Genomic DNA, 14,578 nt, shown 5'->3' with positions numbered 1-14,578 from the left:
CTCTCCATTCCCATTGGTTCGCCACGAGTGCAGCGATATGGGTGAAGTATGTTTGTATGCCGTTTCAAGATAAATCAAGGAAAAGTGCCTACACTAGTCAGCATTTCATACTAATCACGCAAGTTAGCCATCATGGACCGCCTGCAAGCCATGCAAGTTTTTGTACGTGTCGTGGAAAGCGGCGGGTTTACGCGTGCGGCAGATTTGTTGCAGTTACCTCGCGCGAGCGTATCAATGGCTGTACAGCAGTTAGAAGCGAAGCTTGGCGTACGGCTGCTCCATCGCACCACCCGCAAGGTTCAACCCACGCAGGATGGCAATGCTTATTACGAACGTTGTCTACAAATCCTGGCGGATATTGAAGAGACAGAGTCACTCTTCCAATCAGGCAGCAACACCCCTACTGGGAAGCTGAAGATCGACGTCCCGGGCCGTATCGGCAGATTGATCATTGCACCCGCACTGCCGGATTTCTTCGCCAAGTATCCCCAAATACAGCTGGAGCTTGGTGTCAGCGACCGGCCAATCGATCTGATTCAAGAAGGTGTGGACTGTGTGCTACGGGTAGGTACCTTGAGCGATTCACGCCTGATTGGACGACAGCTCGGCATATTAACCCAAGGGAACTACGCCAGCCCGGCCTATCTGGCTCAACACGGTATTCCACAAAGATTGGATGACCTGCAGCACCATTTCGCCGTCAACTATCTCTCGCCCGCCAGCGGACGGATCATCGAATGAGAGTATATGGAGAATGGGCAGAACAAAAGTCTGTCAATGCCCTGCCGCGTAGCCGTAAACCAGGTCGAAACCTATATCGCGTGCGCTATTGCTGGTATGGGGCTGATTCAAGCGCCGCGACACGACATGGCTGCACATGTCGCGAACAGTGAATTGGTAGAGGTTTTACTAGACTGGCGACCACCAGCCACGCCGATTACCGTGCTGTACCCGCATCGACGCCACTTATCACGCCGGGTACAGGCATTTGTTGACTGGATTACCCAACTACTTGGGCCTTCGCTAACCAAGACATAGCTACCTATCTCTCTTTGGACATCGGAACCCGGCAATCCAGCAACGAATCCCGATAATCCAAAGAGAACTTTGATATATACCGCCTTATTGATCCTCTACCTGACTTCCCAATAAGCAGTGAAGCCCTCGTCCAAAGTCGCTGGATTCTCGCGTGTACACTGCTGAGGTATACAACTGCTACCCCTCATAAAGTAAGAGTTGTCAGATAGTTGCCTACCTTTGCCCAACACGATCAATGTGAAGGTCTTACCGCCTAGATTGAGCTTCTGCCCATTCGGGTAGATACGACTCGATTCAAAAATGGTCTGAGTTGAACCGCCACTACCCGTACCTCCACCTGTGGAACCTCCCCCATCAGTAGAACCAGCTGTCCAATATATAACCACCCCGTCCTGCATAGTTACAGAGCTCCCAAGCGCACACTTCTGCGGCGCACATCTGCTGCCCGGCGCGACATAAGTCCCGAAAGGCATCAGCTGACCACTCTTCCACGCCATCAAGGTGTAGGTTTGGCCACCTATGACGAACTGTGTGCCATTCGGGTAATTTTTAGTCGGGTCAAAGGTGCCCTGGCTGGTTCCCCCACCACCCGTTCCATTACCTGTACTAGTCACTGTAACACCCACCCAGATTGTCATCGCCTTGCTGGGGTCTACCGCGTCTTTAATGGTGTAGCTGATCCGTGTACTACCTGGGCCAATGGCATTTATCGTCTCCTGCCATGCTTGTTTCGTTCCTGACAGTGACCAAGCGTTCCAGCGCGCTACCTTCGGTTGAGCGACATAAGGGTTTTGGGATGCAATATCCATCGTATATTGCCGGCCTTGAACCCCACCTGCGAGGAGCGTAATGGTCTTGCTGCCGCTTAGTGGAATCGAAACAGCCAATTGCTGCTGATTGTCAGCCAATAAAGTTGGGATAACTGCACCGCCCCCAGGTGTAGGCGTTGGCGTAGGTATCGGGGTCGGAGTAGGTACCGGCGTTGGCGTAGGTGTGGGCTTCGGTGTTGGGGTCGGTGTAGGTACTGGGGTTGGCGTGGGAGTCGGTGTTGGAGTGGTACCCGTCCCCGTACCACCCTTCGGTAGGTAATTGGCAATAATCCGCCGAGTTATATTCATTGATCTTGCTGTATCGGATGCAGTCTTTGGGTCCTCTCCACCCATAAAGCAAGGAACATCACCCTTATATTTATTTTTATCTTTATCATCAATCACACACTTTAAATTCGGATTAGAGAACAGCTTGGTTGCATTTGTCCATGCATAACTCATTATGTCGCCATAGTTGCCGTCAGCCGTTATATAACCAAAGGAATAAGGATGTATACCTTTCACATCTGCATTACCACCATCCGCCATCGTTATTCGGTCATGGTATTGGCCAAAAACATGCCCCAATTCGTGTGCTAAGACCTCATTTGGACAATACCTGGCTTTATCAGTACCAGCGAAAGAAACACCGTTCGAGACAATCGTGAACCCTTTATCTGGCTTGAGTAACCTGATATCAGGCATTACCCACGCACCACCACAGCCGTTCTCACCTTCCCCAAAGGGAAATTGTAAAACAATCACTAAATCTGCACCAGCCTGCGCGCGTGCACGGGCAATGTCAGATTTTTCATCTTCCAATAATGTATGTAACAACGCCAAACCCACATCGTTCACGTGAAGATCTTCTCTATCAATCTCCAGCGATTTAACCAGACGTAATTTAACTTGAATCCCGCTATCTTTAAAAATCTGATTGGTATAATTTATCAAGTAATTAATCGTACTATCTCGCCCATCAATACCACTACCGTCTTCAAATGTACGAGTATACTTTTTCGAGTAAACTATCATCACATCAACTTCGGACTCCCCTGTATCCGGGGGTATATCCTGTACGATCATTGCTTCACTCTTTACGTCCTGACTCTTTTCTGATTTAGGTGGACGGAAAATATCATTCGTGCCCCATCTTTTATTTTCAAACTTACTAACCGTAAGTCCCCTATTCGTACTATCAATTACATATCGCCCCACACTAGAGTCAATTTCGCCTTTAATACCTTTACCAAGCAAGCCTATCGTCAAATGTGCCTTGGCATATGTACCAAAATCAGCAATCGACCCATCAAGGCTGATACTGAGATCTGGATTGACAATAACTCTTTCAACTTTCATATAGCCTGGTTTTGGCCAACCCGGCAGTGGTATCTTTAGCTCAGAGCCGGGAACAAGTTTAAAAAGCTCTGCCAGATTAGGAATGCCAGTTACTTGATTTTTAGTTTCCTGCCGCTTAAAAGCAGCCTTAGGCATATCTGCCGCCGCACCAGATTTAGGTGGTGCATCAGCGAATAATTCTGTCGCAGCATTTGCTTGAAATGGCAACTGAGCCAAGAGAATTGATATTAAGGCCATCGAATTGGATCGCATAAAATATTCCTTCTTGAAAGGCATTATTCAGAACTCCAAATCCCTGCAAGGCGCCTTAATACACAACAGATTAATAATCCCAAAAAGTAACCATAGAAGTGGCCATCTCTTTAGTCCGGCAGGTATCTCCATATTCCTTAGAACAAAAAACCCTGTTTAGCCAGGGACGTTACCCTTTGGAACCAGCAATCCAGGCATCTGTTCAATGATAAATGCCTTATTTAGGTCGGTAACCAAACGTCGAGAAACTCAATCAATCTGGCAGCCTGTACAAAGCTGCCAGATTGATCCTTAACTTTTTCACTACTATTGCACTGCCCAATAAGCAGAATAGCCGTCTTCCAAAGTAACGGGATTCTCACGTGTACATTGCTGAGGCATACAGCTGCTGCCCCTCATGTAATAGGTCTGGTCGGGCAGTTGCTTACCCTTCAGCAACAGGATCAACGTGAAGGTTTTACCGCCCAGATCGAGCCTCTGCCCGTTCGAATAAATACGATTTGCATCATAGGTAGTCTGGTTCGAGCCACCACTATCAGTCCCACCACCACTACTTGTCCCAGTGCCTCCTTTGTACGTGGTCCAATACGCAATGACTCGGCTATCAGATAGCTTACAGCTCTTTTGCGGTGCGCATTCCCTTCCTGAAATCGCTCTCGTCTTCGATTCCAAGCCATCTACCAACACAACAAAGACATAGGTCTTGCCCTCGAATTGACGCAGGTCACCACTTACATAGCTCTGATTTGGATCAAACGTATTCTGGCTAGTACCACCGCCCCCCGTCCCCGAACCGGTGCCGGTGCCGGTGCCAGTGCCAGTCACCATAACACTCACCCAGGTCGTCGCCGCCTTGCTGGGGTCCACTGCATCTCTGATGGTGTAACTGATCCGTGTACTGCCTGGACCAATTGCATTTATCGTCTCCTGCCAAGTTTGCTTCGTACCAGTAAGCGACCAAGCTCCCCACCGCGCTACTTTCGGTTGTGCGACATAAGGGTTTTGGGACGCAATGTCCATCGTATATTGCCTACCCTGGACCCCACCCGCAGTCAGCGTGATGTTCCTACTGCTGTTTTGTGGAATAGAAACCGTCAGCTGTTGTTGATTGTCAGCCATTAACGTGGGGATAACTGCACCACGCCCGGGAATAGGCGTTGGTGTAGGTATCGGAGTAGGTGTTGGGACAGGCGTTGGAGTGGGCGTGGGCTTTGGTGTAGGGGTCGGCGTTGGTACTGGTGTTGGAGTAGGTGTCGGGGTAGGTGTGGGACTGGTTCCTGTACCATCCACCTTTGGCATGTAATTGGCGACCAGTACTCTGGTCTGGTTGATTGAACGAGCAGAATCAGATGATTTGCTAGGGTCCTCACCACCTACGTAGCACGGTTCACCATTTGCACACTTTAAATTAGGGTTAGAGAACAACTTAACCTTGTTACGCGCATAGCTCATAACATCGCCATTCATCGTATCAGCTGTTCTAAATCCAAGACCATAAGGATGCACACCCGGCTTGCCGCCAGTAATTCGATCATGGGCTTGGCCTAAGACATGGCCTAGCTCATGCGCCATAGTATCGTCAGTACAACGTGCTACGTTGGGAATATCGCCATCAGAAACAATGGTAAATCCATTCTCTGGGATTAATTGACTCATTCCACCTATACCTGGCGCAACACCACAACCTTTTTCCACTTCTTTACTAACGGGTGGTTGCAAAAGCACTACAATATCGGCCCCATACTGCTTACGCATTTTGTAAATATCTGAGTTTTCATCTCTTACTAGATTTCCTAATAAGTCTAGTCCTTGTTCATTGACATGAATATCATCCCTAACCAACTCCCAAGCCATAACCAAACGAAATCTGGCATTAATCCCACTATCTTTAAAAATCTGATTGGTACGATTTATCAATGAATTGACTCGAGTCGTTGGTTGACTATTTTGTGCCAGACTATACCTTCTGGGAAATACTACCAACAGATCAATTTCAGACTCTTTATCTGCTACTGCTGCCTCCATCGAAATCATCGCTTCGCTTGTAACTCCATCACTCTGTTTGATCAGAGCTGCAGGAAATGTATTATTAGGATCTGGAATCCAGTCGTTCTCCTCCAACCGGCTGATAGTTAGTCCTTTCACGCTGCCGCTAATCCGATACTGCCCCAGGCTGGAATCAATTCCACCCGTAATATTCTTCCCAAACAAGCCAATCGTTAAATGTGCTTTGGCATATGTGCCAAAGTCAGCAATCGAGCCCCCTAAGGTAACACTGAGATCAGGATTAATAATTACCTTATCGATTTTCATCACACCCGGCTTTGGCCAGCCAGGTAGTGGCAGGTTAATATCTGACCCTGGTACAAGTTTTAGTAGTGCTGCCAAATTTGGCACACCTGTCACCTCTTTCTTGGTCACCTGCTTCTTAAAAGCGGCTTTAGGCACGTCTGCAGCAACACTACCAACTTGGGATGGGGAATCGGCAAATAACTCGGTCGCGGCATTTACTTGAAATGGCAATTGAGCCAAGAGAACTGATAATAGGACCTTCGAGCTCGATCGCATATAACACCTCTTCTGCAGAATAGTTATTTACCAAATACCCAATAGAAAACTTAGCTAAATACCAACAACTCAATTCAGCACGTAAATTTAATCAACCAAAGCAAAGTTATTACCTTGGCAACAAATCTTGCTCAAAATGCCCGTTCCATGTTGTTCAATGGCACGTATCACAACTATCAATGCAAAATAAAATGATTCATTACCCGACTGTTCAATTTAATCTATACCGCCAGTCGGTGATTGCAATGAAGAGGCATTCCGCCTGGAAGAAACTCAGAAAAAAAAGATGAATGGACAGATGAAGTGCTGGACCCGACAGCCACGTTTTCCGGCCAGTAGGAACACATGGGGATGGAAAATCACGGTACGCCGAAAAGGGGAATGGTCGGCAACCTGAAACAATCTGGCAGCCCCACTGTGAATGGGGCTGCCAGACTTAAGCTCTATGACCTGTTCACGACTAATTGAGAGCAGGCGGGTACTTCCGGCTACAACACAGCTGAATTAAGCTGCCGTACCAACATTCCAAATCGGGGGACTCTCACACGTATACAACTTGAGAGATACCCCCGAAAGAACTACTGACCATTTGGATCATTACACCGTGAGCCAAAGGTCATTTGGCTTTAGTTGGTGCTATCCGCCTCGTCGCTCATCGTCACCAGTTTTTGTGTAGTCCAATAGGCCACAAATCTGCCATCCTCCGACCGAAAGTGTTTATTCGGTGCGGACACTTGACCCGAGAATGGGAAGTTCTTCGACATCGGCCCAGTTACCCATTCACTATTCACCATAACAACGAAGGTATAGGTCTTGCCCTCGAATTGACGCTGATCACCGCTGACATACATCTGGTTAGGATCAAACTCATTCTGTTTTGAACCAACGCCACCCGAACTGGTGCCAGACCCTGCTTTTTGCGTGGTCCAATAAGCTACAAACCTGCCGTCACCCGACCGATAGTGCTTCTCTGGCGAGGATACCTGACCCGATATCGGAAAGTTCTTCGACATCGGCCCAGTTACCCATTCACCATTTACCATAACAACGAAGGTATAGGTCTTGCCTTGGAACTGACTCTGATCACCGCTGACGTACATCTTGCTAGGATCAAACTCATTTTGGTTTGAACCACCGCCACCCGTGCCAGTGCCAGTGCCAGTGCCAGTGCCAGTGCCAGTGCCAGTATCCGTCACTTTAACATTCACCCAAATTGTCGTGGATTTACTTGGGTCCAACACATCTTTAATGGTGTAGCTAATTTTCGCATTGCCTGGGAAACCAACGGCATTGATCGTTTCCTGCCAGGACTGCTTCGTTCCCGTCAGCTGCCATGCATTCCAATGTGCCACTTTCGGCTGAACAACGTAGGGATGCTGGGTAATAATGTCCATCGTATATTGCCGACCTTGTACTCCACCAGCAGTCAGCGTGATGGTCTTGCTGCTGTTTCGCGGCATCGAGATCGTCAACTGCTGCTGACTATCTGCTACCAACGTTGGGACCACTGCTCCACCAGTCGGCTTAGTACCCGTACCAGTTGTTCCACCACCGGGCTTCGTACCAGTTCCACCACCACCAGTTTTGGTGCCTGTACCACCGCCGCCTGTAGGCTTGGTGCCAGTACCGTCTGCCTTAGGCATGTAGTTAGCAACCAGTAAACGAGTTTGATTTATCGATCTTACCGAGTCAGATGCTGTATCAGGGTCTTCGCCCGCTACATAACAAGCTGTACCATTTGTACACTTCAGACTTGGGTTAGAGAACAAACGAACCTTATTCTGCGAGTAGCTCATTACATCGCCATACAGACCATCAGAACTACCATACCCGGCACTATATGGGTGTACACCTGCACGACCACCATGCGCCCTATCATGTTGCTGACCTAAAACATGGCCTAATTCATGCGCCATAGTGTCATCACTGCAACCAAATTTAGTTCCTAGCATCGGTCCATCTGAAACAATTGCAAATCCACTATCCGGATTGAATTGGCTCAATAATCCATGCGGCCATGCGCCACCGCAGCCTTTCTCCGCCGTATTAAAAGGAGGCTGCACAAACACCACCACATCTGCCCCATATTGTTTCCGTACTCTAGCAATGTCAGAGGTACTATCTTTTAAGATATTGTTAAATCGATTTAAACCACCTTCATCGACATGTAAATCATCTCTATTTACCTCCATAGATTTAACTAAGCGAAACCGGGTATGAGCTCCACTATCGCTGAATATTTGATTGGTACGGTTAATTAGAGCGGCAACACGTGTATCTGGTTGGCCTCTTTCCCTAACAGTAAAGCGTCTGGGGTAAATTACCATCACATCAATTTCAACCTCTGAATCCGCTGCTGTAGCTATGGTATCCATTGAAACCATGGCTTGACTTTCAACCCCTTCATTCTTGTTGAGGTTAGGCGCAGCGAAAGTATCATCCATGTCTGGGAGCCAATCATTCTGCTCCGAACGAGCGATTGTGAGTCCCTTTATACTGCCACTAATAGTGTATTGACCGATGCTGGAATCAATACCACCAGTAATATTCTTACCAAATAAGCCAATCGTTAAATGTGCTTTGGCATATGAACCAAAATCATTAATTGAACCGCCCAGGGTTACGCTCAGGTCTGGATTGATGATGACCTTTTCTATCTTCATCAAGCCTGGCTTAGGCCAGACAGGTAAAGGAAGCTTTATTTCTGATCCTGGTATCAGCTTCAATAATTCGGCCAGATTAGGTATCCCAGTCACTTGTTTCCTAGTCACCTGCTTCTTATACGCAGCGACGGGTACATCTAAAGCTACCTGGTCCGCCATTTGTGATGGCGAATCGGCAAATAGCTCTGTCGCAGCACTTGCCTGTAAAGGAAATTGTGCCAAAAGGCACGAAAGTAAGACCACCGAAGTTGACCGCATAATCAAAATCCTTTTTACCTAAAAATCTGTTACCGAACCTGTTATTTAAAAAACCTAAGGAGCCATAAAACAACAACCTATTGAATAAGAGAACTGATAACCCTGCTGATGGATCGCAATCTCTCTTACTTCGCCACCACTTTCACAACCTGGACAAATGTTCAATCCAGCAATCCCTAACAGCGCTTTATTGCAATACCTCTCTCCTACAAACAGCAACTGGTAACAGAGCGGGTTAGAAGCACTCGCTACATCTCATTCAAAGTGTTTGGCTGAAAGGTTGACCCAACTCAGTACCATCCATCATTTATGACATAGAAATATGACAACGGTTTATCCAACAAAGCAGCAAGCCGATCAACTGTACTTTTCACGGTTGAGAAAGCCTGTGGAATCAGGCGAGTAACGCAAAATGGAGTGAACTACAGGCTGGCTACGGGTTTTCACTCATATAGAAGAGGGAGAACAAGGGTCATTCGCATCACAGAATCGGATGAACGGAAGGCCTATCAAGGGTTAATGACATTGGAATTTAATGAAAAGGGGGAGCACAGCGCAGAAACCGGAATGCGTTTGGCTAAAAGAGGCTGCAAAATTTTTTAGCGCCTGTTCAAAGTCCTATGAGAGCTTTCGAGCAGCACACGAACTCTGGCCATAATTGCACAGTAAAAAGCGTCAGCAAGTTCCTAATACCTCACCACTACGAACAAGTGCTGCATCGGTCCATCCAACATTACACTGCAATAGCCATAGGGATATCCGTTGTTAGCAGCTTGGCGGGAAAAAGGTTAATGCACTTTTTTCACGCTACAATCGGTCGTCAAGACGCGTGAAATGCAGCGCCAGTACCCTGGCGTGGTTCGTTACCCAGCACCCATCCCCGCTTGTTACGATCCCGTTTCCACCCGTATCGCCGGGCCGTCAATCCAAAGATTAATGATTTTGCGCTCCCCGATCGCGCTAAGGATTCACTCCATGCCCGTCTACCGCTCGCACACCACTACTCACGGCCGCAATATGGCCGGCGCCCGTGCCCTTTGGCGCGCTACCGGCATGAAAGATGGTGACTTCAACAAGTCCATCATTGCCGTATGCAATTCATTTACCCAATTTGTTCCAGGCCATGTACACCTACAAAACCTTGGTCAGCTTGTAGCACGCGAAATAGAACGTGCTGGCGGTGTAGCCAAGGAGTTCAACACCATCGCGGTAGATGACGGCATTGCAATGGGACACGGTGGAATGCTTTACAGCCTGCCAAGTCGTGACCTGATTGCTGACTCAGTCGAGTACATGGTTAATGCCCACTGTGCCGATGCCATGGTATGCATCTCCAACTGCGACAAAATCACCCCCGGCATGCTGATGGCAGCACTGCGGTTGAATATTCCAGTCGTATTCGTTTCAGGCGGGCCAATGGAAGCGGGTAAGGTTAATTGGCACGGGGAAACTCGTAAGCTTGATCTTGTCGATGCCATGGTGGAAGCAGCAAACGACAAAGTAAGTGATGAAGAGGTTGCAGCGGTAGAGCGCAGCGCATGCCCTACCTGTGGTTCTTGTTCCGGTATGTTCACGGCAAACTCTATGAACTGCCTGACAGAAGCCTTGGGATTATCACTACCCGGCAATGGCTCGACACTGGCCACCCATGCCGACCGTAAGGAACTGTTTCTTAAAGCAGGCCGGCTCATTGTGGAACTCACCAAACGCCACTACGAGCAAGACGACTACAGCGTACTCCCCAGGTCCATCGCTACAATGGAAGCCTTCGAAAACGCCATGAGCCTGGATGTTGCCATGGGTGGCTCGACCAATACGGTGCTCCATTTACTGGCTGCCGCCAATGAAGCGGGTGTCGATTTCAAAATGGCCGATATTGATCGCATATCGCGCCGCGTACCCTGCCTTGCCAAGGTTGCCCCCGCTACCCAGAAGTACCATATGGAGGACGTCCATCGGGCTGGCGGTGTATTTGCCATCCTTGCGGAACTGGACCGGGCCGGTCTGATTCACCGTAACGTCCACACTGTACACAGCCCAGATATGGGTACCGCAATCGAGACCTGGGATGTAGTACGCCAACCAGCAGATTCCGACACCCACAAGTTTTATCGTGCTGCACCAGGCGGTGTACCCACAACAATCGCCTTCTCGCAATCGATGCGCTATCCAGATCTCGACCTGGACCGCGCCAATGGCTGCATCCGATCCAAGGAACACGCCTATTCGCAAGATGGTGGCTTGGCAGTGCTTTATGGGAATATCGCCGAGCGCGGCTGTATCGTCAAAACCGCCGGTGTGGATGAATCCATCCTGGTCTTCAGCGGTAAGGTTCGCATCTTCGAAAGTCAGGATGACGCCGTTGCAGCAATTCTGGCCGACAAGATCATCGCAGGCGACTTGGTGCTGATCCGCTATGAAGGTCCTAAAGGCGGGCCTGGCATGCAGGAAATGCTCTACCCCACGTCCTACTTGAAGTCTAAAGGACTCGGTAAAGCCTGCGCTCTACTCACCGACGGTCGCTTCTCCGGTGGTACCTCGGGCTTGTCGATTGGCCATGTCTCGCCTGAAGCCGCAGAAGGTGGTTCTATCGGTCTTGCTGAAGAAGGCGACATCATCGAGATAAATATTCCTCAGCGGACTATCCACCTCAAAGTCACCGACGAGGAACTAGCCCAGCGCCGTATCAAGATGACAGCCCTAGGTCCCAATGCCTGGAAGCCCGTAGATAGGCAACGCATCGTCTCCCCAGCCTTACGCGCTTACGCAGCAATGACCACCAGTGCTGATACCGGCGCGGTACGGGATGTGAGTCAGATAGAACATTAAGCAAAAAAACACAACAAAAGGCACTGACCAATAATGGGTCAGCAATCAGAACAATTCTATTTACAAATAGGAAAAGCGCTATAAGATAGTCTCTGGCTAATTTCAGAAGTAAGTATTTTTTAGCTGCATGAACTTCACTTTCTTTATAGGACTCATATAAAAATGACCGCAGAAGAACTCGCCCAAGCTACCTATAGCGCAACTATTCACGCGTTAAATAATTTAGAAGTTAGTCGATTTCTTAACAGTCGCCAGCAAGAAGTCAGATATGCATTTGAACAAAAACATCCCAACCCTCTCGTTCGAGCTTCCGCTAAGTATTTTTCTCAAAACGGAGAGGATGGAATCATTCTGGAAATTATCAAGCGGTTTAACTTAGCTAGACCTTGGACTTTTGTTGAATTCGGCGTAGGCAATGGTCTGGAAAATAATACAGTTAACATGCTTATTCATGGCCACCGTGGTGCCTGGGTAGGCGGAGAAGACTTGGCAATTACCATACCGCAGAACAGCAATCGGCTATTCTTTAATAAAGCCTGGATTACAGCAGAAAATGCCAATGAACTGTTTGAACGTTCCTGTACACAACTAGGTACTAACCATATTGACCTTTTTAGTCTAGATGTAGATGGTGTCGATATTTACATTCTTGAAGCTTTGCTAAAAACAGGAAAACGTCCAAGCGTCATTATTTGTGAATACAATGGTAAATTTCCTCCACCCATCAATTTCCGCATTGCCTATAATCCACAGCATCAGTGGGATGGCACAGACTATTTTGGAGCATCTGTCACTGCATTTGATCAAGTATTATCGCCAGCTGGTTATACACTGGCCGCTTGCAATATCTCAGGCGTCAATGCATTCTTTATCGAAAATAGCAAACTTGCAGCTTTCCAGGATATCCCCAAAAACATAGAAGATATCTATATAAATGCAGACTATGGCTATCTCTATCGAGTTGGCCATCCTCCATCAGCAAAAACAATTGAACGCTTTCTATAGAAGAGTGGTGAAGTCACTTCTCTTTATGATCAGAATACAATTTGTTTGCTTCTCAACCGGTCCCTCTCTGATTTGCATATTCAATAAGCCTCAAGCCACTTGAAATATGGTAATGGGAAAATCACCCAAAGAGGGGACCGCTTATACTTTGTTCCATCAAAAGAAAATTGCAGCAAGCCTCGACACCCACAAGTTTTATCGTGCTGCACCAGGCGGTGTACCCACAACAATCGCCTTCTCGCAATCGATGCGCTATCCAGATCTCGACCTGGACCGCGCCAATGGCTGCATCCGATCCAAGGAACACGCCTATTCGCAAGATGGTGGCTTGGCAGTGCTTTATGGGAATATCGCCGAGCGCGGCTGTATCGTCAAAACCGCCGGTGTGGATGAATCCATCCTGGTCTTCAGCGGTAAGGTTCGCATCTTCGAAAGTCAGGATGACGCCGTTGCAGCAATTCTGGCCGACAAGATCATCGCAGGCGACTTGGTGCTGATCCGCTATGAAGGTCCTAAAGGCGGGCCTGGCATGCAGGAAATGCTCTACCCCACGTCCTACTTGAAGTCTAAAGGACTCGGTAAAGCCTGCGCTCTACTCACCGACGGTCGCTTCTCCGGTGGTACCTCGGGCTTGTCGATTGGCCATGTCTCGCCTGAAGCCGCAGAAGGTGGTTCTATCGGTCTTGCTGAAGAAGGCGACATCATCGAGATAAATATTCCTCAGCGGACTATCCACCTCAAAGTCACCGACGAGGAACTAGCCCAGCGCCGTATCAAGATGACAGCCCTAGGTCCCAATGCCTGGAAGCCCGTAGATAGGCAACGCATCGTCTCCCCAGCCTTACGCGCTTACGCAGCAATGACCACCAGTGCTGATACCGGCGCGGTACGGGATGTGAGTCAGATAGAACAGATCAACAGATAAGACAGAGCAAGGGGAAGCAAAAATCCTATTGCGTCATTGCAATGTCGGAATATGCTCCCCTTTCTTCAAGTCTCGAGTTAGATACGATGCGACTACGTTCATTTCTTGCCGTTTTTGGCGCCTTAACCATAACCCTTACAGCTGCAGCGCTTACCTACCTGTATATCAAGCTCGAACCCACCTTTGTGCTCACCTACGCAAAAACTAGCACTGCAGGACCAATAATGGCCAACATTGCAAGATCCCGAGCATTGTTCTGGCACACCTGCCCCCAAGATACGTTCATACCCAATACACCGCTCGGAGCTATTGCTGCTTCACTAGATGGTGAATCCCCCCGGATAGTGAGGAGGCTCCATTTCTTGAGAGAATGGAGTTATGAAGAAGCCAACCAAGTATTCGCCAGAAGTCAAAGAACGCGCTGTCCGTATGGTTTTTGAACATCGGTCAGAGTATGAATCCGAATGGGCTGCCATCGAATCCATCGCTGCCAAGATAGGGTGTGTTGCGGCAACCTTGCACGGCTGGGTGCGTCAACATCAGTAAACCCCCGGCGAGCAGCATCTATCCACGGCAGGCGCTTCGGGTTTATGGCGTGCGCCGTGCTTCGATGAAACGATGGAGCAGTTCGTAGGCCACGCGCCACTGATGCCCATCAACCTGCAGCGTCACTGTCTTGTCATTCATGCGTACGATGCGGCCTACCCGTTCATTGTGGTCGCGGTCCCGGAACCCAACCATGTCTCCGATGGCGACTTCGTTTCGACCCAGCCCGCGTTTGGGCTGTTCGCGGATGGTTACGTCCAGGCCGTCTACGTTGATCGATACGTAGGGAATCTGCCAACGGACACGCGTAGGCTCATCCAACTCTA

General features: G+C 48.6%; 6 protein-coding genes and 3 pseudogenes. 5 read left to right on the top strand and 4 right to left on the bottom strand.

Features of this window, described 5'->3' with window-relative positions; genetic code table 11:
- The first annotated feature begins 132 nt into the window (after positions 1–132).
- Positions 133–1,038 (top strand): annotated as a pseudogene (locus ACUHMQ_RS01770) (LysR family transcriptional regulator).
- Between the two features lie 95 nt (positions 1,039–1,133).
- On the opposite strand, the gene ACUHMQ_RS01765 reads toward ACUHMQ_RS01770, so the two are convergent.
- The 3 genes from ACUHMQ_RS01765 to ACUHMQ_RS01755 form a co-directional block, all read right to left on the bottom strand.
- Positions 1,134–3,482 carry a reprolysin-like metallopeptidase gene (locus ACUHMQ_RS01765; RefSeq protein WP_445293723.1) on the bottom strand — a complete coding sequence of 783 codons (2,349 nt, stop codon included), beginning with the start codon at positions 3,480–3,482 and terminating at the stop codon, positions 1,134–1,136.
- A gap of 282 nt (positions 3,483–3,764) precedes the next feature.
- Positions 3,765–5,990, bottom strand: coding sequence for a zinc-dependent metalloprotease family protein (locus ACUHMQ_RS01760; protein ID WP_445293722.1), 2,226 nt, complete (start codon positions 5,988–5,990; stop codon positions 3,765–3,767).
- A 662-nt stretch (positions 5,991–6,652) separates the two neighbouring features.
- Entirely contained in the window at positions 6,653–8,947 is a 2,295-nt protein-coding gene (locus ACUHMQ_RS01755; RefSeq protein ID WP_445293721.1) for a zinc-dependent metalloprotease family protein, read from the bottom strand.
- A 975-nt stretch (positions 8,948–9,922) separates the two neighbouring features.
- Between ACUHMQ_RS01755 and ilvD the strand changes: the two genes are divergently transcribed.
- The 4 genes and pseudogenes from ilvD to ACUHMQ_RS01735 all read left to right on the top strand — a co-directional run.
- Positions 9,923–11,776 carry a dihydroxy-acid dehydratase gene (gene ilvD, locus ACUHMQ_RS01750; protein ID WP_445293720.1) on the top strand — a complete coding sequence of 618 codons (1,854 nt, stop codon included), beginning with the start codon at positions 9,923–9,925 and terminating at the stop codon, positions 11,774–11,776.
- A gap of 162 nt (positions 11,777–11,938) precedes the next feature.
- Positions 11,939–12,781: a hypothetical protein gene (locus tag ACUHMQ_RS01745; RefSeq protein WP_445293719.1), complete on the top strand. Its 843-nt coding sequence runs from the start codon at positions 11,939–11,941 to the stop codon at positions 12,779–12,781.
- 193 nt (positions 12,782–12,974) lie between these two features.
- A pseudogene (locus tag ACUHMQ_RS01740) lies at positions 12,975–13,706 on the top strand (IlvD/Edd family dehydratase); the annotation flags it as partial.
- Positions 13,707–14,084: 378 nt separating this feature from the next.
- Positions 14,085–14,249: pseudogene (locus tag ACUHMQ_RS01735) on the top strand (transposase); the annotation flags it as partial.
- 45 nt (positions 14,250–14,294) lie between these two features.
- Here the strand turns inward: ACUHMQ_RS01735 and ACUHMQ_RS01730 are convergent.
- On the bottom strand, positions 14,295–14,578 hold a 284-nt coding region (locus ACUHMQ_RS01730; RefSeq protein ID WP_445293718.1), incomplete at its 5' end, for a hypothetical protein.

This window comes from Chitinimonas violaceus, assembly GCF_052601015.1.
Note: the sequence above shows the minus strand (reverse complement) of the source record. Positions and strands in the feature narration are given on the sequence as shown.

Excerpts from the sequence above, each read along its gene's own strand:
- ACUHMQ_RS01765 (WP_445293723.1), bottom strand. The coding sequence starts at position 3,482 with ATGCCTTTCAAGAAGGAATATTTTATGCGATCCAATTCGATGGCCTTA.
- ACUHMQ_RS01745 (WP_445293719.1), top strand. The coding sequence starts at position 11,939 with ATGACCGCAGAAGAACTCGCCCAAGCTACCTATAGCGCAACTATTCAC.
- ACUHMQ_RS01755 (WP_445293721.1), bottom strand. The coding sequence starts at position 8,947 with ATGCGGTCAACTTCGGTGGTCTTACTTTCGTGCCTTTTGGCACAATTT.
- ilvD (WP_445293720.1), top strand. The coding sequence starts at position 9,923 with ATGCCCGTCTACCGCTCGCACACCACTACTCACGGCCGCAATATGGCC.